This window comes from uncultured Halorubrum sp. (genome assembly GCF_937146585.1).
GTDB classification, from domain to species: Archaea; Halobacteriota; Halobacteria; order Halobacteriales; family Haloferacaceae; genus Halorubrum; species Halorubrum miltondacostae.
This window is the reverse complement of sequence record NZ_CAKZRO010000071.1, coordinates 14,532-32,726: the sequence shown is the minus strand read 5'-3', so window position 1 is coordinate 32,726 and position 18,195 is coordinate 14,532. Positions and strand designations below refer to the sequence as shown.

Here is an 18,195-nt window from a genome sequence, read left to right as displayed (position 1 = left end):
CGAGCCGCCTTAGCTCAGACTGGGAGAGCACTCGACTGAAGATCGAGCTGTCCCCCGTTCAAATCGGGGAGGCGGCATGGCTTTTCAGCGCGATCCGCATTCGTTAGTCCCGATTGAAGATCGAGCTGTCCCCCGTCCCCGCGAGCGACAGCGAGCGGGTGAAGAAACGACGCCGAGTCGATTTGAGCAGGCGAGTCGCGAGTCCGAACGGAGCGAGGGCGAGCGTCTCGGTGAGTTCAAATCGGGGAGGCGGCATTATCCTTTCCGCCCGAGTAACACTGTGAGCGACAGCTCCGTGTGGAGCTGTTTCCTGCCTCGGCGAGGCTGGAAGCGCAGGAGTCAGACCGTCTAAAAACAGCCGCGTGAGCGTCTACGTGACGATTCGGCGAACTAGCGCCGACCCCGCGACGGGAAGGCATCGAGCGCCGCGGCCGCCGCGTTCGCCGTACAGTAGAACGCGACGAAGCTGATCGCGAACTTCCCGTCGTTCGCAGTCTCGACGGTGACGCTCCCGTCGTTGCCGGCGAACGACTGTACCTCGAGTTCGCGACCGCTCTTCACCAGCGCGTAGAGGTCGCAGTACTCGGTGTCGAACGAGACCGTCATCGGTTCGAACGCCTCGTCGCTCTTACTGGTGTAGGACCCGGCGGTGTACGCGACGCCGTCGTCGGTGTCGCCCTCCGGGACGAAGTCGGACGCGAGGCAGTCACCGGTGGCGGGGTCGGTCTCGACGCAGGCGAACTCGTACTTCGCGAGCCGGCCGTCGGCGGCGCAGTCCGTACACTCCTCGCAGACCTCGCTGATGAGCGTCTCCAGTTCGGTCCCCAAGTCCGAGGCGTTCCGAACCCCGACGAAGTCGTCGGGGGTGTCGGCGACGTCCTGCGCGAGGTAGTCGTCGAAGCCGGCGACGTCCTCGCCGATACCCACGGCGATGATGCGGCGGCCGGCGTCTCTGACGGCGTCCGCGGTGGCGGTGGTCTCGGTCAGTTCGCCGGGTTCGCCGGCGGTCCCGTTCTCGCCGCCGGTCTCCCCGCCCGTGTACGTGAACGTTCCGTACGGGAACGTCGTGTCGTCGGAGGGCGGGGCGGCGCCGTCGCCGACGAGGCCGTTCTCGTAGTTCGGGCCGCCGTCGGTGATGACGACGAGTATCTCCCTGCCGCCGCGGCCCTCTTCGTCGAGGATCGCGTTGGCGAAGTCCAACGCGCCGGGCAGGTGCGTCCCGTTCTCCTGCGGCGGAGCGTCCGTCGGGACGCCGGACTGAAGGGCCGAAGTGTTGGCGGGGGTCGCGAAGTCGAGGAGGTTGCCGGGACCGTACTCGAACGCGGCCGGCGCGTCGCCGAACGTGACGAGACCGAGCTGAACGTCGGCCGGAACGACGCCGAGGAAGCTGTCCACGCCGCTCTGGATGTCGCCCCAGGTGCCGGCGGACCGTATCGAGCCCGAGTAGTCGAGCGCGACGACGACGTCGACCGCCCCGTTACAGGTCTCGATCAGTTGTTCGTCGGCGGCGGCGGTCCCGGTGAGGAACGGCAGGCCGACGCCGCCGATCGTGAGCGCTCCGGCGGCCCCCGTCGTTCGGAGGACGGTTCGCCGCGAGATGGGTACGTTCGAGTCCGAGTTGTCCGGATAGTTTGCTGTCATGAGTGGCCGATCTACTGTGTCTCCCGGCCGCGATTCGAGGCGGTGTCGCTCGCGAACGCGGGTTCGCGCGTCGAACCGATCCGCGTCGGAGCTGAAAGCGCAGTAGTCGATTACCTGTAAGCTACGTGAGGGCATAGGTATGCGCCGCCGACCGGTGGTCGCGGGTTCGGGCCGCCGAGAGCGCGGAACCGTCGTACTCGGCGTCGGTAGGCGGCCGATACCGAACCGCGGTCGACTCCGTATCGCGATCCGGGCGGCCCGCGATCGCGTTGGCCGCTGCCACCGGCGGCGGGTGCGGCAGAGGGCGGCGCGGCTCGCAGGGCGGCCGAGAGGGCCCGCGCGCCGTCACTCGTCGCCGACGAGAACGGTCGCGAGGCGGTCGCCGCAGTGCGGGCAGTTCAGCGTCTGCCAGGTGTCGGGGTCGAGGTCGCCGAACGGCTCGGACCGGCGCGCGTCCGCGACGGCGACGCTCGCGCCGCAGGTCTCGCAGTCGTGAGTGTCGTCGGGGTCGGTCATCGTCGGGCCTACGGGCGCGTCGGCGAAACCGACTTCGCCGCGCGGCGCCTCCGATCGTCCATGAGCCGGTTCGCGGCGGTGGCGTTCGACCTCGACGACACGCTGTGCCGCCACGACCACGACGTGACCGCCCTGTATCGCCGGGCGTTCGAGGAGGCGGGCGTCGAGCCGTTCGGCGAGCCCGACGAGTTGTGGCCCCTCCTCGACGGCCCGCCGGACCCCGACGACCGCGTCGGCTACCTCGGCGCGGGGTTCGCGCGGCTGGCGGCCCAACACGGGAGAGACGTGGACCCCGTCGCGCTCGCGGCGGCGTTCGAGTCGGTCGCCGACGAGTCGCGGGTGGCCTTCCTGCCGGGCGCGGGCGACGCGCTGGCGGCCGCCGCGGCGGCGGGACCCGTGGGGGTGCTCACGAACGGCCCCGAGGACCGCCAGCGAGCGAAGGTCGAGGCGCTCGGACTGGGCGACCTCGTCGACGCGATCGTGTACGCCGGGGACCTACCTCGCCGGAAGCCGCACGCGGAACCGTTCGAGCGGCTGACCGCGGCGCTGTCGGTCGACGGGGCGGAGACGCTGTACGTCGGGAACTCGCTGTCGTACGACGTCGCGGGCGCGCACAACGCCGGGCTCCGGTCCGCGTGGCTCCGCGCGAATCCCGACGACGCGGCGGCCCCGTACCGCCCGGACTACGTCCTCGACTCGTTATCGGAGTTCCCGGGCCTGCTGGCCGAGGGGACGACGACCGAGGCGGGGGACGGTCGGTGAACGACGCGGCGCTCGACCGGGCCCTCGCCGAGACGCGACCGGGGGCGGCGGTCGCGAGCGTCGAACCGCTCGGGCGAGGGAACCGCAAGCGGACGGAGGTGGTGCGCTTCGAGAGCGCCGCGCCGGTGGTCGTCCAGTTCTCCGCGACGCCGGCCGCGACCCGGACCGAGGCGGCGCTGCTGACGGCGGTCGGCGAGCGGACGACCGTCCCCGTTCCCCGACCGCTCGGCGAGGGCGTCGTCGACGGGACGGGGTGGCTCGTGACGCCGCTGGTCGACGGGCGCGACCTCCACGAGGCGTTCGTCGACCTCGGTCCGGCGGACCGGCGGGGGGTCGCGCGGGCGTTCGGCCGCTGGCTCGCGGCGCTCCACGAGGCGTTTCGGTTCTCGGGGTGCGGGCGGCTCGCGGTCGACGGCGCGGCGGGCGGCGGAGCGACCGACGCGGAGTCGGTCCTCGGACGCGACGCGTCGCTGTCCGTCCGCGATCCGGTCGGCGCCGACGAGTGGCTCCGCCGCTTCGGGGAGCGACACGCCGACCGGCTTCCCGAAGAGTTCGACGGGCTCCGCGCTCGGCTTCGGGACGCGTTCCGGGAGTCGCCCGCGTCCGACGCCGAACCGCGGCTGTTCCCGTGGGACTTCCGCCCGGGGAACGCCCTCGTCGCGGACGGCGCGGTGACGGCCGTCCTCGACTGGGAGGCGCCGCTGGCCGCACCGCGGGGCGTTTCGATCGCGAAGACCGAGTATCTCGTCGTCGACTGGTACGTGCCGGTGGCAGAGACCGAGCCGCTCCGGCGGTCGTTCCGCGACGGCTACGAGTCCGTCGCGCCGCTGCCGCGCGTCGAGCGGGCGCACCGGGCCGCGGCCGTCGCGAGCGCGGTCGTCGACGGCGACGGGGTGGTGACGAACCCGCGCTACCCACCGGTCGACCGCGACGCGGCGGTCGAGTTCCACGGGCGTGCGCTCCGGCGCGCGCTCGGCGCTTCGGACGAGTGACGGGAGCGCGTCGGACCGTCCCGGTCAGTACAGCGCCGTGGCCGCGAGGATACCCGCGGTCTGGCCGAGGCCGACGAGCGCGATGCCGGCGACCGTCCCCGCCCCGGAGCCGGCGAGCGCGGCGACGGCCGCGCCCGCGACCGAACACGCGGCCGCGACGTGGTGGACGGTCGATCGCGGGGCCGTCGCGTCGCGGAGCCCCGTGTAGACGAACGCCGGCGCGGGGAGGAGCATCCAGCCGTAGAAGGCGACGGCGAGGAGCGCGTCCGTCGGGAGCGCGGCCGCGAACGCGACCCCGTCGCGCGCGAGGAACCCGAGGACCCCCGCGAGCGTGACCGGCGTCCCCGCGAGGACCGTCAGCTTCCACGCCCGGAGGACCCCGGTCGCCATGTCGCGCCAAGAGGCGACGACGAAGGCGACGAGCAGGGCGCTCATGACGACGTGCGCGACGAACAGCGCGTGGAGGGAGACCGCGCCGAGGACCGCGCCCGCGGCGACGCCCCACGCCGCGGGGACCAGCAGGGCCGGGCCGTTCTCGCGGAGCGTGAGGGCGGGACCGTCCGCTTGGTACTCGTGTGACACACGAGTCGATTTCGCGGCCGGAAACATAAACGTCGGCGTCCGGCGGAGCGCCGGAGAACGACACGATCCCGTCGTTCGCGCGCCGTGAATCCGCCGTGCGGTCAGTATCTACGCAGAAAACCGCGGGTGTACGGGAACGATCGTCCAGAGAGAGTCGTGATAACTGTACACTCGCAATTGTTATACCCGGTCGGGGCCTCCCTACGGTTGCAATGGCGACCGGAAAGGTTGATTTCTTCAACGACACTGGCGGCTACGGATTTATTGAGACTGACGACGCGGACGACGACGTGTTCTTCCACATGGAAGACGTCGGCGGCCCGGACCTCGAAGAGGGTCAGGAGCTCGAGTTCGACATCGAGTCCTCCGAGAAGGGCCCCCGCGCGACCAACGTCGTTCGGCAGTAAGCCGATCCGAGAAGGTGGGTCGGTCCGGCTGACGCCGAACGCGACTCTGACACACAGCAAACGTTTTCGTCCGCGTCGCGGGCTCACGTCCGCCGCGGTCGTATTTCACTCCCGACGAGCGTCCCGCTCGTCGCGTGCGCGCAGAGTAGTCGGCGAAGAGACGAGAGCGGCCGCGTCCGCGCTCAGATGTGCTGCCCGAAGAGCCCGCGGCCCTTCGTCACCTCGACGTCGCCCTCGACTGTGGTCTGACAGGAGAGGCGGACGTCGTGGCTCGGGTGGTGCGGCGGGAACCAGAGGCGGGCCTTCTCCTTTTTGCTCGGCTCGCTGACCTCGCCGTCGACCTGGACCGCACAGGAGCCGCACGACCCGGCGCCGCGGCAGTTGAACTGCTCCATCTTGCCGTTGTAGACGGAGAGACCGGCCTCTTTGAGCACGTTGCGGAGATTAGCGCCCTTCTCGCACTCGATTTCCTCGCCCTTGTAGGATACAGTAGGCATGTCGACTCACGGTACGCGAGCGATCCACAAAAGAGTCTGTGTCCGCGGGTCCGGCGGCTGGAACTGCGGACGGCGGCCGCGAGGCGTCGCGAAACGGTCGTGTGCCGAGCGTCGGACGCCGACGGGGCGTTTTTTACCCTCGGCACCGCAGGGAGGCACAATGGGACTCAGGTGTCTGCTCGGACACGACTTCGACGAGCCCGAACTCCAGCGCGAGCGCGAGGAGGAGGGCGACGAGGTCGTCACGACCGTCAGGGAGGTGAAGACCTGCGCTCGCTGCGGCGAGACGCAGATCGTCAGCGAAAACACCGAGGTGACGACGATGCAGCAGCTGGCCGACGAGGCGGCCGCGAACGCCGCCGGAACCGACGCGGGAGCGGCCGCGACGCCGGCGGACGGCGACGCCGCGGGACCCGCCGAGGGGACCGCGGCTCCCGGCGGAGCGGCGGGGGGCGTCGACGCGGACGACGCCGCGACCGCGGACGACGGGCTCACGCTCGACGAGGAGCCCGGCGCGGGGAGCGACGACGCGGTGATCATCGACGACGGGCCGGTCGACGACGATGCCGGCGCGACCGACGCGGGCCCGGCACCGGACGAGGCCGAGGGGCCGTCTGAATCGCCGGAGCGTCCGGCGCCCGGCGGCGAGGCGGACTCGGCGGCGGGACCGGGAGACGAGGACGCGGAGCTGCTCGACGCGGGCGGCGAGCCGACGGACGGCCGGTCGGCCGCGAGCGACGCTCCGGCGGAGTCGGCGTCGAGCGACGAGACGGACGCCGAGAGCGACGACGGCGTGATCCTCGACGACGAGGCGGAGGCGGCGACCGGCGAGCGGGAGCGGGGCGCGTGGCCGTCCGTCGAGGAGGGGGACGCGGCGGGCGACGGCCAGGCCGCGTGGCCCGACCACGGCGGCGAGGACGAGGGGTTCAGCGCCGAGGTCGGCGAGGGCGGCGATGCGGGCGTGGAGTTCGGCGGGGGGCTCACCCCGGAGACCGCCGAGCAGCGGGAGGGGGAGTCCGAGGAGACGGAGTACGTCGAGGCGCCCGACGACGCTGAGACCGTCTCGTTCGACGCCGGCGAGGGCGGGACGGGGATCACCCGCGGCGAGAGCCCCGACCTGGAGACGGCCGGCGCGGACGAGCCCACCGAGTACTACTGCCCCGAGTGCGGGATGGTCCGCGCCGCGGACGGGAGCTCGATGCGGGCGGGCGACATCTGTCCGGAGTGTAAGCGCGGGTACGTCGACGAGCGACCGCAGTAACCGCCGTATAAAACGCCGCGTCGGCCGCCGAGCGGCCGTGACGAAACTGGTTTACGCCGGCCTGTCGAACGGTCGCGGCATGAAGGAGTACAAGATGCGCCGCGGCGAGCATCTGGACGACCGCATGCCGGACCTGAAGGGCTCCGTCGAGGAGTACTTCGGCGAGGTCACGGGCACGGAGGAGTGGCAGGGCCACGAGCTGTACGTCGTCGGCGACCCCGACAACCCGGTGTTCGACCGGATCGTCGCGGGGGCCGCCGAGTACGGGAGCAAGAAGGACAAGCTGGCGGTCCACTTCGAGGAGCGGCCCGCCGAGGACGTCATCGCGGAGGGGAACGCCGACGCGGCCGCGGACGCCGTCGACGCGAAGAACGAGTTCTTACTGGAGGCGACCGGGCGCGACGCGAAGTCCCGCCGCGACTCGCTGAAGCGCGAAGTCGAAGACGACGCCCCCGACTACTGACCGGACTTCCCGACCGGCGGCGACGCCGTTCTCTCGTCGAGCGTCGCGTCTTCCCCAGCGCCTCGCTCGTCCGGCGGGGTCGGTCGCGACCGCACCGACGTGGCCGGGGAGTGTCAGGATCGATCGGTTAAATATTTATTCGGTTTTGAGTAAAGACTTCACCAGGCTTAATTCGGTCGGGGACGAAAGACGGGTATGAGCATCGAGACGATCGTGCTGGCGGTCGGGACCGAGGACGAGGAACGGATCGAGCGGCTCGCGGACGAGATCGTCGCCGTCGCGGAGCCGGCGGACGCCGAGGTCGTGTTGACCCACGTGTTCGGCGAGGAGGAGTTCGACGAGACGCGCGCGAAGCTCGGCTTCGAGGCGGGCAGCGAGAGTTCGACGCCCGACGCGGTCGCGGAGCGACACGCGGCCACCCGGAAACTCTCGAGGGCGCTGTCGGCGGCCGGCGTGCGCCACTCGATCCGCGGCGCGGTCGGCGACCTCGCGGCCGAGGTCGTCGAGACCGCCGAGGGGCTCGGAGCCGACCGCGTCGTCGTGGGCGGTCGCCGGCGCTCGCCGACCGGGAAGGCCGTCTTCGGCAGCGTCGCGCAGGAAGTCATGCTCTCGGCGCCGTGCCCGGTGACGTTCGTCCGCGAGCCCGCGTCGTAACGCGGTTTCGCGCGGGCGCCGCGGGTCGGTCTCCCCGCTCGACCGACCGAAGCGTCCCGCTTAAGTGAGACGGGTCCGCCGTTACACCCGATGTACTACGTGGGCGTCGATCTCGGGGCGACGAACGTCCGGGCGGTCGTCGGCGACGAGACCGCGGCCGTCCTCGGCTCCGCGTCGCGAGGCACCCCGCGCGGACCGAGCGGTATCGCCGTCACCGAGGCCGTCTTGGACGTGGTGCGGCGGGCGTGTACCGACGCCGGGATCGCGCCGAACGAGGCGACCGCGGCCGGGATCGGCTCGATCGGCCCGCTCGACCTGGCAGAGGGGGTCGTCCAGGGACCCGCGAACCTCCCGGACACCGTCGAGCGCATCCCGCTCGTCGGGCCGGTGGGGCGACTGCTCGACACCGACGAGGTGTACCTCCACAACGACACCATCGCGGGCGTCATCGGCGAGCGGTTCCACTCCGAGCGCAACCCCGACGACATGGTGTACCTCACCATCTCCTCGGGGATCGGCGCGGGCGTCGCCGTCGACGGCAACGTCCTCTCGGGGTGGGACGGCAACGCCGGCGAGGTCGGGCACATGACCGTCGACCCGCACGGGTTCATGACCTGCGGCTGCGGCCTCGACGGCCACTGGGAGGGGTACTGCTCGGGCAACAACATCCCGAAGTACGCCCGCGAGCTGTACGAGGAGGATCCGATCGAGACGAGCCTCCCGATCGAGGACCCCGACTTCTCCGCGGTCGACGTGTTCGAGGCGGCGGGCGAGGACACCTTCGCCGACCACGTGATCGACCAGGTCGCCCACTGGAACGCCATGGGGATCGCCAACGTCATCCACGCGTACGCGCCGATCGTCGTGAGCGTCGGCGGCGCGGTCGCGCTGAACAATCCCGACCGCGTCCTCGACCCGATCCGCGAGAAGCTCCCGGAGATGGTGTTCATCAACGTCCCGGAGGTGCGGCTCACCGACCTCGGCGACGACGTCGTGGTGAAGGGGGCGCTCGCGAGCGCGCTGACGAGCGGGACGGGCGACCGCTCGCGCGTCGAGAACGCGCCCTGACCGGCGGAGGAGACGGACGCTCGGCGGGGCTACTGTTCGAACTCGTCGAGCTCGGGCTCGACGTCGGCGCCGACCGCGTCGCGCGTGTCGAGGTATGCGTCGCGGTAGCGCCGGATCTTCCGGATGAGGACGTAGCCGAACGCGCCCTGGAAGACGACGACGAAGCCGAACAGCGCGACGACCTGCGGGAGGCCGAAAAGTCCCGCGGCGACGCCGGTCACCGGGCCGACGAGGGTGTTGTACAGCGCGTGGATCGCGGCCGCGAGGACGAGCCCCTTCACGATGATCGGGCCGCGGTTCCCGGGATTGAACTTCGCGAGCCCGAGGTAGTAGCCCGCGAACGCCGAGTAGACGACGTGGCCGGGGCCGGCGAGCGCCCGGAGCGCGGCGATGCCGTCGCCCGCGCCGAGCGTCGCGATCCCGACCGTCAGCTCCGCCATGTCGACGTTCTGGGCGATGTACACGAAGTTCTCGATGACGACGAAGCCGAGGCCCGCGATGGCCCCGTACACCGCGCCGTCGATGACGGCGTCGAAGCGGTCGTCGGTGTACGCGTACAGCCGCACCGCGAGCAGCTTCACGGACTCCTCGATCGGGCCGACGACGACGAAGAAGAACACGACGATCCCGAGGAACCCGAGCGGCCGGAAGTACGGCTGGAGCACGCTGTTCAGTATCGCCGCGAACGTCGCGGTGAGGATCGACAGGAGGAACGTCGCCACGAGGAGCGACAGCGGCTCGCCGGTCGTCACGTCCGAGACGTACACGTACGCGGCCAAGCCGAGGGCGGGGATCACGGAGAGCCCGAGGAGGATCGCGATGGCCGGGTCGAAGAGGAGCCCGAGCCCGAAGGAACCGAGGATCGCCAAGAGGCCGACGAGCGCGACGAGGACGACCCCGGCCTTCGCGGAGCGCGTGAGGAGCCAGTACAGCGCGACCGACAGCCCGTCGAGGGAGGTGCGCTCCTCCCACGTCGCGACGTCGTAGAGGTCGCGGTCGTCGTCGGCCCGAGACGCGATCGGGTCCTCGTCGGTTGGCATGGCCCCCGTTTCGCCCCCCGATGACTTAACCGATGGGCGGGACCGAGCGGGCGGATCGAGAACGGGGAACGGAACTCGCGTCACCGAGCGCGGCCGGCCCGCGGCCGACAGGATTGAAACCGCGGCGGGCGAAGGCGGGGTATGCACTTCGACCCGCGGGTCCAGCGCGCCCTGAAGGAGGCCGGGCTGGACGCCGACGCCGTCGCCGACGCCTCGGACCGAGTCGCGGAACTGGTCGCGAGAGACGCCGACCGGCTCCGAGCGTTCTTCGAGAGAGACGGCCCCTACTATTCCGACATGGAGATGGCGCACAGCGCCGAGTCGATCCAGGAACACGGGAGCGCCGACGTCGACCTGTTCACGCACGGGAGCGACCTCCGCGGCTACCTCTCGCTCGACGGCTGGGGCGTCCCGGTGGAGGGCGGGCGGATCCTCCGGGAGGACGGCGGCGGCGCGCCGACGGTCGTCGAGCTCTCGCTCGGGGACACGGTGAACGACCGCGTGCGGTTCGCGCGCGAGCGCGAGGCCCTCTGACGATGGCCCGTGCCCGCGTCCGCGGCATCTACGCGACGGCGCTCACCGCGCGCCTGCTCGACGACGGCCACGAGGTGGTCGACGCATCGCCGCCGATCCGCCGGCGGTTCGAAGCCGAGTTCGGGACCGAGCCGCCGGACGTCCGGATCGAGACGAGCGCGGACCGACAGGGGGTCGGCGCGAGCGGCGACCCCGACGCGCTCGACGCGGTCCGGGGCCTCCTGACCGGCGCGGGGCGCGACGCGCTCGCGTGGCCCGACCCGACGCCGCCGGGGACCGTCCTCGACGGCGAGGTGACGGAGACCCTCGGCGGCGGCGCGGTGGTCGACCTCCGAGCCGACGACGGGCGCCCGGGCGACGGCGGCGGGGCGAGGGGCGCGCCCGCCGCGGCCGCCGAGGGATACCTCCCGTACGGCGGCGTCGACGCCCGGGTCGAGACGGGCGATCCGGTCCGGGTCCAGGTGCGCGAGTCGGCCGCGCCGTGGACCGACCGCCGCCCCGAGCTCGCCGGGAGGCTGCGGGTCGGCGGCGACCTCGTCGCGCTCGAACCGGGGTCCGGGACGCGCGTCGACGTCCGGGACGACGAGGCGGCCCGCGAGCTGGCCGGGATGCTCGACCTCCTCGACCTCGACCCGCCGGCGGGCTGGCGGGCGGTGTGGCGGCCTCCGGCCGTCGACGCCGACACGGAAGCGCTCACCACCGGCCTCGACGCGGCGGTCGAGGCCGCCGAGGGACTGCGCGCGGCGACCGGAGCGGACGGCGAGGGCGGAGCCGACGACGGGCTCGGCGTACTCGACGAGAGGGGCCGGCTCCGCGACGCCCCGCTCGCCGCGCCCAACGCCGGCGTCTGGGTCTGGTTCGGCCGGGAGAGCCGGGGCGGGCTCGACGACGCGCGGCGGACCGCGACCGCGACGATGCCGGGTCACCACCGCGTGAAGGCCGGGTCGTCGGACGCCTCCGCCGGGGTCGACCTCGCCGAGGCGCTCTGCGCCCCCGCCGCCGACGCCGAGTTCCCGTTCGCGGTCGTGGCCGACGCGTTCGGCCCGCGCGAGGGCGACGCGCTCCGGATCGACCACGGGAAGCCCGACGGGCGGCTGATCACGCTCGGGGAGGCGACGGTCACCGGGGTCGACGCGGACGGGACGGTCACCGTCGAGCGGGAGATGAGCGGCGGCGGGACCTACGACGGCCTCGGCGTCGACCGCGAGGCCGGCGACGTCGCCGAGACGAGCCTGAAGGAGGGCCGCTGGTGGTACCCGACCACGTACCGCGGGCGCGACGGGGCCGTCCGCGGGACGTACGTCAACGTCTGTACGCCCGTCGAGGTGTTCCCCGACGCGGCCCGCTACGTCGACCTCCACGTCGACGTGATGAAACACCCGGACGGGACCGTCGAGCGCGTCGACGACGACGAGTTGGCCGAGTCGGTCGCGGCCGGCCACACCCCCGAGCCGCTGGCCGAGAAGGCGCGGAGCGTCGCCTCGGCGCTCGAAAACGCGTTGTAGGAGTCGGTCCGAGAGCGGCGGTCCGGCCGTCGGGACGCGTCGACTCGGTCGTTTCGAAATCCAATCACTTCGATTCGTTACAATAGCATTATTATTCATCGCATACACGCTGCGGACGGAATGAGTGAGAAACGATCACAGCAAACGTTCGGAGAGACGAGCCGGCGGGGGTTCCTCGGGAGCGTGGGGGCGCTTGTGGCGGCGGCCGCCTACTCGCGGGACGTGTCGGCCGACGACGCCGCGCCGGTGGCCAACGACGCCGACGACCCGGTTCAGACGATCGAATCGCCGGACGGGTCGATCGCGGTGACGGTCGACGTCTCGGACGGCGTCCCGACCTACGAGGTCGCGCGGAACGGGACGACCTACGTCGGCCCGTCGCGGCTCGGGTTCGACTTCCGGAACCAGTCGGCGTTCGGCGCGAGCGCCGAGGGGGCGGACGGGCCGGTCGCGGTCACCGGGACGATCCGGGCGATCTCGACCGAGGAGTGGGAGCCGGTGTGGGGCGCCTACGACGAGGTCGAGGCCGAGTACAACGCCCTCAGCGTCGGGCTCGCGGACGCGGCCGCCGACGACTCCCCCGCCGAGGACGGCCGCACCGCCACCCTCCAAGTCCGCGTGTTCGACGACGGGATCGGGTTCCGGACGGTGCTGCGCGAGGAGTTCGCGAGCAACTCAGAAAAGGCGGTGATCGACGCGGAGAACACCGGAGTCGACTTCGCGGACGACTACGACGCCTGGTGGATCGCGAACGCGGTGACGAATCCCCGGTTCGAGCAGGAGTACGCCGAGACGCCGCTGTCTGAGATCCCGGGCGGGGTCGAGAACCGGCGACCGAACGGCACGCCGATGCGAGAGGGCGCGCACACCCCGCTCACGGTGGACGCGGGCGACGCGTACCTCAGCGTCCACGAGGCGAACCTCGACGACTACGCGGCCGCGACGCTCGCGCCCCGGAGCGACGGCGGCGGGACGGCGTTCGCGACCGAGCTCACCCCACTGCCCGACGGGTCGCGGGCCTCGCTCGACCTGCCGGCGGCGACGCCGTGGCGGACGATCCAAGTCGTCGACCGGCCGGGCGAGCTGATCGAGTCGCAGCTCGTCCCGCTGCTCGCGGACTCGCTCGACGAGTCGGCGCTGCCGACCGCGGGCGGCGAGCCGGACACGGACTGGATCGAGCCCCGCAAGTACGTCGGCATCTGGTGGACGATGATCGCGGGGCAGGCGAACTGGGAGTACCGGGCCGACGAGTCGTTCGACGGTGCGGATGACGCGGCGGCGTACGTCCACGGCGCGCGCACCGAGCGGATGAAGCGGTACATGCGCTTCGCGAGCGAGAACGGGCTCGACAGCGTCCTCGTCGAGGGGTGGAACGAGGGGTGGGACACCTACCCCGGCGACGGCACCGGCTTCGAGTTCGGGGTGGACGGCTCGACCCCCGACTTCGACGTGCCCGAGGTGACGGCGTTCGGCGCGTCGCTCCCTGACCCCGTCGAGATGACGATCCACAACGAGACGGCGGGGAACATCCCCCAGTACGAGACCGCGATCCTCGACGAGGACGTGTTCGCGGGGTACGAGGCCGAGGGGATCAACTCGATCAAGAACGGCTACGTCTCCGACCCGGGGCTCGGCATCGACGGCGACGGCGCCGACCCGACCCACAACCAGCACAACCAGCTCGCGGTGAACCACCACCGGCTCGTGATCCGGGAGGCGGCCGCGAACCGCCAGCTCCTGGAGATCCACGAGGGGATCAAGCCGACCGGCGAGATCCGGACCTACCCGAACGTGGCGAACCGCGAGGTCGTGAAGGCCCAGGAGTACGACGGGTTCGGCCAGCTCGGCTCGAACGTCGGCCGCGACCACCACGTCACGCTGCCGTTCACGCGGAACCTCGCCGGCCCGGTGAGCTTCCAGCCGGGCATCTTCGACATCACGTTCGGCGACGACCGCGGCGACCAGATCCAGACGACGCGGGCGAAGCAGCTCGCGATGTACCCGACGTACCTCAGCGGCCTCCAGATGGCCGCCGACCGGATCGAGGGGTACGTCGACGAGACGTTCGGGGTCGGGGAGGCGCTCCAGGCCGCCGCCGGCGACCTCGACGGGCTCGTCACGGACGACTCGTGGCGGGACGCGTTCGGGACCAACTTCGTCGCCGTCGACCCCAACCGCGCGCCCAGCGGGTCGTCGGTGTCGTTCACGGTCGAGGACGTGCCGAGCGCCGGGACGTACGACCTTCACCTCCGGTACGCGAGCGACGCCGAGGAGAACGCGGGCCGCGTGATCGACGCCGGCACGCCGCGGGCGACGCTGCGAGTCAACGACGAGCGCCGAACCGTCGAGCCCGACTTCACCGAGTACTGGGACGACTGGCAGGTGTTCACGACCGAGGTCGAACTCGACGCGGGCGACAACGAGGTCGCGATCGAGCTCGACTACGAGAGCGGCGACGGCGGCTTCAGCGGCGACGTGGGCGGCTTCAACCTCAACACCGTCGCGGTCACCGAGTCCGGCGAGCCGTCGCCGGTCCCGGCCGAGTACGAGGGGTACGTCCCCGAGAGCGAGAACTTCGACGCCGAGCCGGAGTTCGGCTTCATCGAGTCGGTCCCGGCGGCCGGCTGGGACGAGACGCGCGTCGTCGGCGCCGCGATCGGCGACTACCTCGCGATCGCCCGCCGGCACGGTGACGAGTGGTACGTCGGCGTCATGACGGACGGCGACGGCCGCGCGGTCGACGTGCCGTTCGACTTCCTCGCGCCCGGCAACTCGGGGAACGCCCCCGGCAACTCCGGCGGCGCGCCGGGACGCGGAAAGGGGCGCGGCGAGGGCCGCGGCAACGGCAAAGGGAAGGGCCGCGGCAACGGCAACGGCAACGGTCGCGGCAACGGCCGTGGAAACGGAAACGGTCGCGGCAAGGGCCGGAAAGGTCGGAAGTACGTCGCGGAGATCTACTCGGACGCGGTCGGCGCAGGCGTCGACCTGGACCCGACCGGGGTCCGCATCGACGAGGCGGTGGTCGACCCGTCGACCACGCTGCTCGCGTCGCTCGCGCCGAGCGGCGGGACCGCAGTCAAGTTGCGTCCGGCGCGGGGCCGCGAGATCGACCGGCTCCCCGAGTACGAGCGCCCGGAGCAGGACTTGACGGTCGAGATCGCCGACGAGGCCGACCTCGACGAGGCGTTCATCACCGCGACCGGCTCCAACGACGCAGACTTCGTCGGCGGGACGAACGTCGAGATACTCGTCGACGGCGAGGTCGAGGCGCTCGGCAACGTCCGGCTCCCGCCGAACGCGACGGACGAGACGGTCGAGATCGGCTTCCGCATCTCGCGGATCGGGACGTTCGATATCGTCGTCCGAGAGCCGGACGGCGGGGCGGAGTTGGCGTCGGGGACCGTCACGGTCGCGCCCGGCGACCTCATCGCCGAGTTCACCGATCCCGCCGGCGACGACAACGGACCGGGTGGGTACGCCTATCCGACCGACGGCGCGTTTCAAGACGGCGCGTTCGATCTGCGCTCGTTCCGCGTGCTGGAGACGGACGAGGAGTACCGGTTCGCCTTCGAGGTCGAGAACCTGTACGACGCCTTCGGCGGGACCTTCTCGCCACACTACTTCGTCGTTTACCTCCGCGACCCGTCGGCGAGCGGCGGTCGGACGACGGAGATCGGCGACCTCGGCGTCACCGCCGAGTTCGCGGACCCGTGGCAGTACCGGGTCTCCGCCAGCGGCTTCGGGAGCGGGATCGTCGATGCGAACGACAACGGTCTCGGCTCGCCGAACGTCTTCGCCAGCTTCGAGTCGAACGTCGCGATCGTCTCGATACCCAAGACGGCGGTAAACGGGGCCGAGATCGCCGACTGGGAAGTCTGCCCGGTCGTCGGCTCGGAGGACTTCGGCGCGTTCCGCGACGTACAGGTCGAGGCCGGCGGGTTCGTCTTCGGCGGCGCCAAGGAGGGCGCGGCGGGCAACGCACCGAGCGTCATCGACCTGATCACGCCCGACGGTACGTCGCAGGCTGACGCGCTCGCTTACGACGCCGACACGCTGGCGACGATACCGTTCACGCCGCTGTAGCGGAGGAGAGAGAAGAGCCGCGGCGGGAGCGCCCGCCGCGTTCAGAAGTGGTTCGCGGACTCGGTCTCGTGTTTGAGTTCCCCGCCGCGGCCGCCCTCGACGGTGGACGCACCGTTGTCGCCGGAGGAGGCGGTCCGGACGGTGACGTTGTCGACCTCTTCGAAGTCCATGATGAGGTCGCGACGGATGTTGTCGGCGGTGATGTTGGAGATGCCGCAGCCGGAGCAGGTGCCGCCGAGTTCCACGACGACCTCGCCGGTCTCGGGGTCCGCCTCGCGCACGACGCTCGTGCCGCCGTGCATCTGAATGATCGGCATCTGTCCGACCATCCACTGCTCGACCCGGTCCGCGAGGCTTTCGTCGCTCTCGTCGCTCATTACATCACCTTCGCCGCCGACGGTATGGAAAGTTGCGGTTTAGGAGTCGCAGAAGCGCGCGAAAGGAACTGTGTCATCGTCGATGAGACGGAACGGCGGCAGCCGAGCGCGCTATCGCTCCCCCTCGTCGGTTCCGTCAGTGGACTCGCCGGACTGGCTGGGGAGCCGCGTGGGGTCGGCCGCGTCGTCGCCGTTCAGCGAGTCGTCGCGTTCGAGCACGTACAGCAGCGGCCCGAGCGCGGTGAGGACGAGGACGCCGGGCAGGGGCGCGTCGGGGACGAGGATCAGCGTGACGAGGCTCGCCCCGCCGGTGAGGACGACGAGCGCGGCCCACGCCGCCGGCGAACCGAGGTCGACGCCGACGCGCGCGGCGTCGCGGTAGACGGCCGCGGCGATGAGCGCGACGGCGACGCCTCCGCCGCCCCCGACGAGGGCCGTGGTGAGGGACATGCGACTCGTTGGGGCGAGACGCGAAAAAGGGTGTCGCGAGCGGACGGAGAGAAGTTGAGGGCGGCGGAGTGGGTGCGGCGGAGAGCGGTCGCCGGCGGGGCTACGGCGCTTCGCCGGTCTCGATGCTGAAGGAGTCGCGCGGGTACGCGACGCAGGTGAGCGTGTAGCCGTCGTCGATCTCGGCCTCTTCGAGCATCTGCTGGTTGTCGTGCTCGACGAAGTCCTCGCTCGGCCCGTCCGCGATCTGGCCGGCACAGGAGACGCACTGGCCCTGGCGGCAGGCGTACGGGAGGTCCCACCCCGCGTCTTCGCCCTGTTCGAGGATCGGCTCGTCGTTGGAGAGCTCGATCGTCTCGCCCTGCTTGACGAACTCGACCTCGAAGTACTCCACCTCGTCTTCGGGGATGTCGCCGGGGCCGGCGCTGACGGTCTCGCCCCCCTCGAGTTCGCCCTCCTCGCCCTCGCCGGCGGCCGGGATGGCGCCGCCGCCGCCGCCACCGCCGCCGACCGCGCGGTTGCCCGGCTCCGGGAACTCGGTCTCCGGGACCGCGGACGAGCGGCGTTCCATCACTTCGTCCGAGATGTCGGTGGTGGGCTCCCACCCGGTCCCCCTCACCGACGTGACGAGGACGATGAGCAGCGTCGCAATCGCCCCGATAGCGATCGCGGGCGTGTTTGCGACGTTCGCAATGAGCGGATTGAGCATACGAACCGATATGGAGAGGTAGCATAAGGCCGTTTTGATCGATCCAACCGCGTGAGACCCCCGACGGCGGTGATCGGCGGCCCGTCACGGCGCGGAGCGGTCCATTTATCGGCCGAGCGGTCGACCGGACCCCATGGAAGTGAAATCCCGGCACCATCTCCGGAGCGACCAGATCACGGCGATCCGCGACGCGGTCGCCGACCACCTCGGGGTCGACATCGACGGGGACACGTTCGAGTTCGTGGAGTTCGTCGACGCCGGCTACGAGCTCGTCTTGGTCGACGGCGACCCCGCCGTCTTCTACGTCGACGACGACGAGCCGTTCCTCACCGTCCGGGGGGCGAACGACTACGACCCGGAGACGGGCGTCGTCACGGTCGACGCCGGCGCGATCTCGTTCGTCTCCGACGGCGCCGACGTGATGCGCCCGGGCATCGTCGAGGCCGACCCGGAGATCCGCGCGGACGACCTCGTCGTGATCGCCGAGGAGACCCACGGCAAGGTACTGGCGGTGGGCCGCGCGCTGGCCGACGGCGACGAGATGGTCGGCGACAGCGGAAAGGTCGTCGAGTCGATCCACCACGTCGGCGACGACCTCTACGAGTTCTCGGTGTGAGCGGCCGAGGAGCGGCGGTCGATCGCCGCCCGTGAATCCGT

The 18,195-nt window shown here is 71.4% G+C and carries 19 protein-coding genes and 1 tRNA gene; 12 read left to right on the top strand and 8 right to left on the bottom strand.

Annotated features, from left to right (window positions below; all coding sequences use genetic code 11):
* The first annotated feature begins 3 nt into the window (after positions 1 to 3).
* A tRNA-Phe gene (locus Q0116_RS06680) sits at positions 4 to 77 on the top strand.
* Positions 78 to 390: 313 nt separating this feature from the next.
* Here the strand turns inward: Q0116_RS06680 and Q0116_RS06675 are convergent.
* Positions 391 to 1,641 (bottom strand): vWA domain-containing protein, encoded by a 1,251-nt coding sequence (locus Q0116_RS06675; protein ID WP_271913978.1) that lies wholly within the window; start codon positions 1,639 to 1,641, stop codon positions 391 to 393.
* 345 nt (positions 1,642 to 1,986) lie between these two features.
* Complete coding sequence (locus Q0116_RS06670) at positions 1,987 to 2,157, bottom strand: hypothetical protein (protein WP_297886553.1); 171 nt, start codon at positions 2,155 to 2,157, stop codon at positions 1,987 to 1,989.
* 60 nt (positions 2,158 to 2,217) lie between these two features.
* On the opposite strand from Q0116_RS06670, the gene Q0116_RS06665 reads away from it, so the two are divergent.
* Both Q0116_RS06665 and Q0116_RS06660 read left to right on the top strand, forming a co-directional pair.
* Entirely contained in the window at positions 2,218 to 2,919 is a 702-nt protein-coding gene (locus Q0116_RS06665) for an HAD family hydrolase (protein WP_297886552.1), read from the top strand.
* Positions 2,916 to 3,911 carry a phosphotransferase family protein gene (locus tag Q0116_RS06660; RefSeq protein ID WP_297886551.1) on the top strand — a complete coding sequence of 332 codons (996 nt, stop codon included), beginning with the start codon at positions 2,916 to 2,918 and terminating at the stop codon, positions 3,909 to 3,911. Before Q0116_RS06665 ends, Q0116_RS06660 begins: the two co-directional genes overlap by 4 nt.
* Before the next feature lie 24 nt (positions 3,912 to 3,935).
* Here the strand turns inward: Q0116_RS06660 and Q0116_RS06655 are convergent, their stop codons facing one another.
* Positions 3,936 to 4,520: a hypothetical protein gene (locus Q0116_RS06655; RefSeq protein WP_297886550.1), complete on the bottom strand. Its 585-nt coding sequence runs from the start codon at positions 4,518 to 4,520 to the stop codon at positions 3,936 to 3,938.
* A gap of 185 nt (positions 4,521 to 4,705) precedes the next feature.
* Here Q0116_RS06655 and Q0116_RS06650 point away from each other — a divergent pair, with 185 nt between their 5' ends.
* A complete protein-coding gene (locus Q0116_RS06650; protein ID WP_004599158.1) occupies positions 4,706 to 4,900 on the top strand; it encodes a cold-shock protein in 195 nt (64 codons plus the stop codon).
* 182 nt (positions 4,901 to 5,082) lie between these two features.
* Here the strand turns inward: Q0116_RS06650 and Q0116_RS06645 are convergent, their stop codons facing one another.
* On the bottom strand, positions 5,083 to 5,397 hold the full coding sequence (locus Q0116_RS06645) for a 2Fe-2S iron-sulfur cluster-binding protein (protein WP_297886549.1): 315 nt from the start codon (positions 5,395 to 5,397) through the stop codon (positions 5,083 to 5,085).
* A 160-nt stretch (positions 5,398 to 5,557) separates the two neighbouring features.
* Between Q0116_RS06645 and Q0116_RS06640 the strand changes: the two genes are divergently transcribed.
* The 4 genes from Q0116_RS06640 to Q0116_RS06625 all read left to right on the top strand — a co-directional run bounded on the left by Q0116_RS06640 (position 5,558) and on the right by Q0116_RS06625 (position 8,843).
* A complete protein-coding gene (locus tag Q0116_RS06640; protein ID WP_297886548.1) occupies positions 5,558 to 6,658 on the top strand; it encodes a hypothetical protein in 1,101 nt (366 codons plus the stop codon).
* 79 nt (positions 6,659 to 6,737) lie between these two features.
* On the top strand, positions 6,738 to 7,121 hold the full coding sequence (locus Q0116_RS06635; protein ID WP_297886556.1) for a DUF5611 family protein: 384 nt from the start codon (positions 6,738 to 6,740) through the stop codon (positions 7,119 to 7,121).
* A gap of 195 nt (positions 7,122 to 7,316) precedes the next feature.
* Complete coding sequence (locus Q0116_RS06630; RefSeq protein WP_297886547.1) at positions 7,317 to 7,775, top strand: universal stress protein; 459 nt, start codon at positions 7,317 to 7,319, stop codon at positions 7,773 to 7,775.
* Positions 7,776 to 7,865: 90 nt separating this feature from the next.
* Positions 7,866 to 8,843: an ROK family protein gene (locus Q0116_RS06625; RefSeq protein ID WP_297886546.1), complete on the top strand. Its 978-nt coding sequence runs from the start codon at positions 7,866 to 7,868 to the stop codon at positions 8,841 to 8,843.
* Positions 8,844 to 8,872: 29 nt separating this feature from the next.
* Here Q0116_RS06625 and Q0116_RS06620 read toward each other — a convergent pair whose 3' ends face one another.
* Positions 8,873 to 9,883, bottom strand: coding sequence for a PrsW family intramembrane metalloprotease (locus Q0116_RS06620; RefSeq protein WP_297886545.1), 1,011 nt, complete (start codon positions 9,881 to 9,883; stop codon positions 8,873 to 8,875).
* A 141-nt stretch (positions 9,884 to 10,024) separates the two neighbouring features.
* Between Q0116_RS06620 and Q0116_RS06615 the strand changes: the two genes are divergently transcribed.
* From Q0116_RS06615 to Q0116_RS06605, 3 genes are all read left to right on the top strand, one after another.
* Positions 10,025 to 10,417 (top strand): hypothetical protein, encoded by a 393-nt coding sequence (locus Q0116_RS06615; RefSeq protein ID WP_297886544.1) that lies wholly within the window; start codon positions 10,025 to 10,027, stop codon positions 10,415 to 10,417.
* 2 nt (positions 10,418 to 10,419) lie between these two features.
* On the top strand, positions 10,420 to 11,922 hold the full coding sequence (locus Q0116_RS06610; RefSeq protein ID WP_297886543.1) for a DUF402 domain-containing protein: 1,503 nt from the start codon (positions 10,420 to 10,422) through the stop codon (positions 11,920 to 11,922).
* A 183-nt stretch (positions 11,923 to 12,105) separates the two neighbouring features.
* Positions 12,106 to 16,005, top strand: a complete 3,900-nt coding sequence (locus Q0116_RS06605; RefSeq protein ID WP_297886555.1) for a glycoside hydrolase family 97 catalytic domain-containing protein — start codon at positions 12,106 to 12,108, stop codon at positions 16,003 to 16,005.
* A gap of 41 nt (positions 16,006 to 16,046) precedes the next feature.
* Here the strand turns inward: Q0116_RS06605 and Q0116_RS06600 are convergent, their stop codons facing one another.
* The 3 genes from Q0116_RS06600 to Q0116_RS06590 form a co-directional block, all read right to left on the bottom strand.
* The gene (locus tag Q0116_RS06600; RefSeq protein WP_004599172.1) at positions 16,047 to 16,382 is read right to left on the bottom strand and encodes a NifU family protein; all 336 of its coding nucleotides are present in this window, start codon (positions 16,380 to 16,382) and stop codon (positions 16,047 to 16,049) included.
* A gap of 111 nt (positions 16,383 to 16,493) precedes the next feature.
* Positions 16,494 to 16,832 (bottom strand): hypothetical protein, encoded by a 339-nt coding sequence (locus Q0116_RS06595; RefSeq protein WP_297886542.1) that lies wholly within the window; start codon positions 16,830 to 16,832, stop codon positions 16,494 to 16,496.
* A gap of 100 nt (positions 16,833 to 16,932) precedes the next feature.
* The gene (locus Q0116_RS06590; protein WP_297886541.1) at positions 16,933 to 17,538 is read right to left on the bottom strand and encodes a 2Fe-2S iron-sulfur cluster-binding protein; all 606 of its coding nucleotides are present in this window, start codon (positions 17,536 to 17,538) and stop codon (positions 16,933 to 16,935) included.
* A 133-nt stretch (positions 17,539 to 17,671) separates the two neighbouring features.
* Between Q0116_RS06590 and Q0116_RS06585 the strand changes: the two genes are divergently transcribed.
* A complete protein-coding gene (locus Q0116_RS06585; protein ID WP_297886540.1) occupies positions 17,672 to 18,154 on the top strand; it encodes an RNA-binding protein in 483 nt (160 codons plus the stop codon).
* Positions 18,155 to 18,195 lie beyond the last annotated feature (41 nt).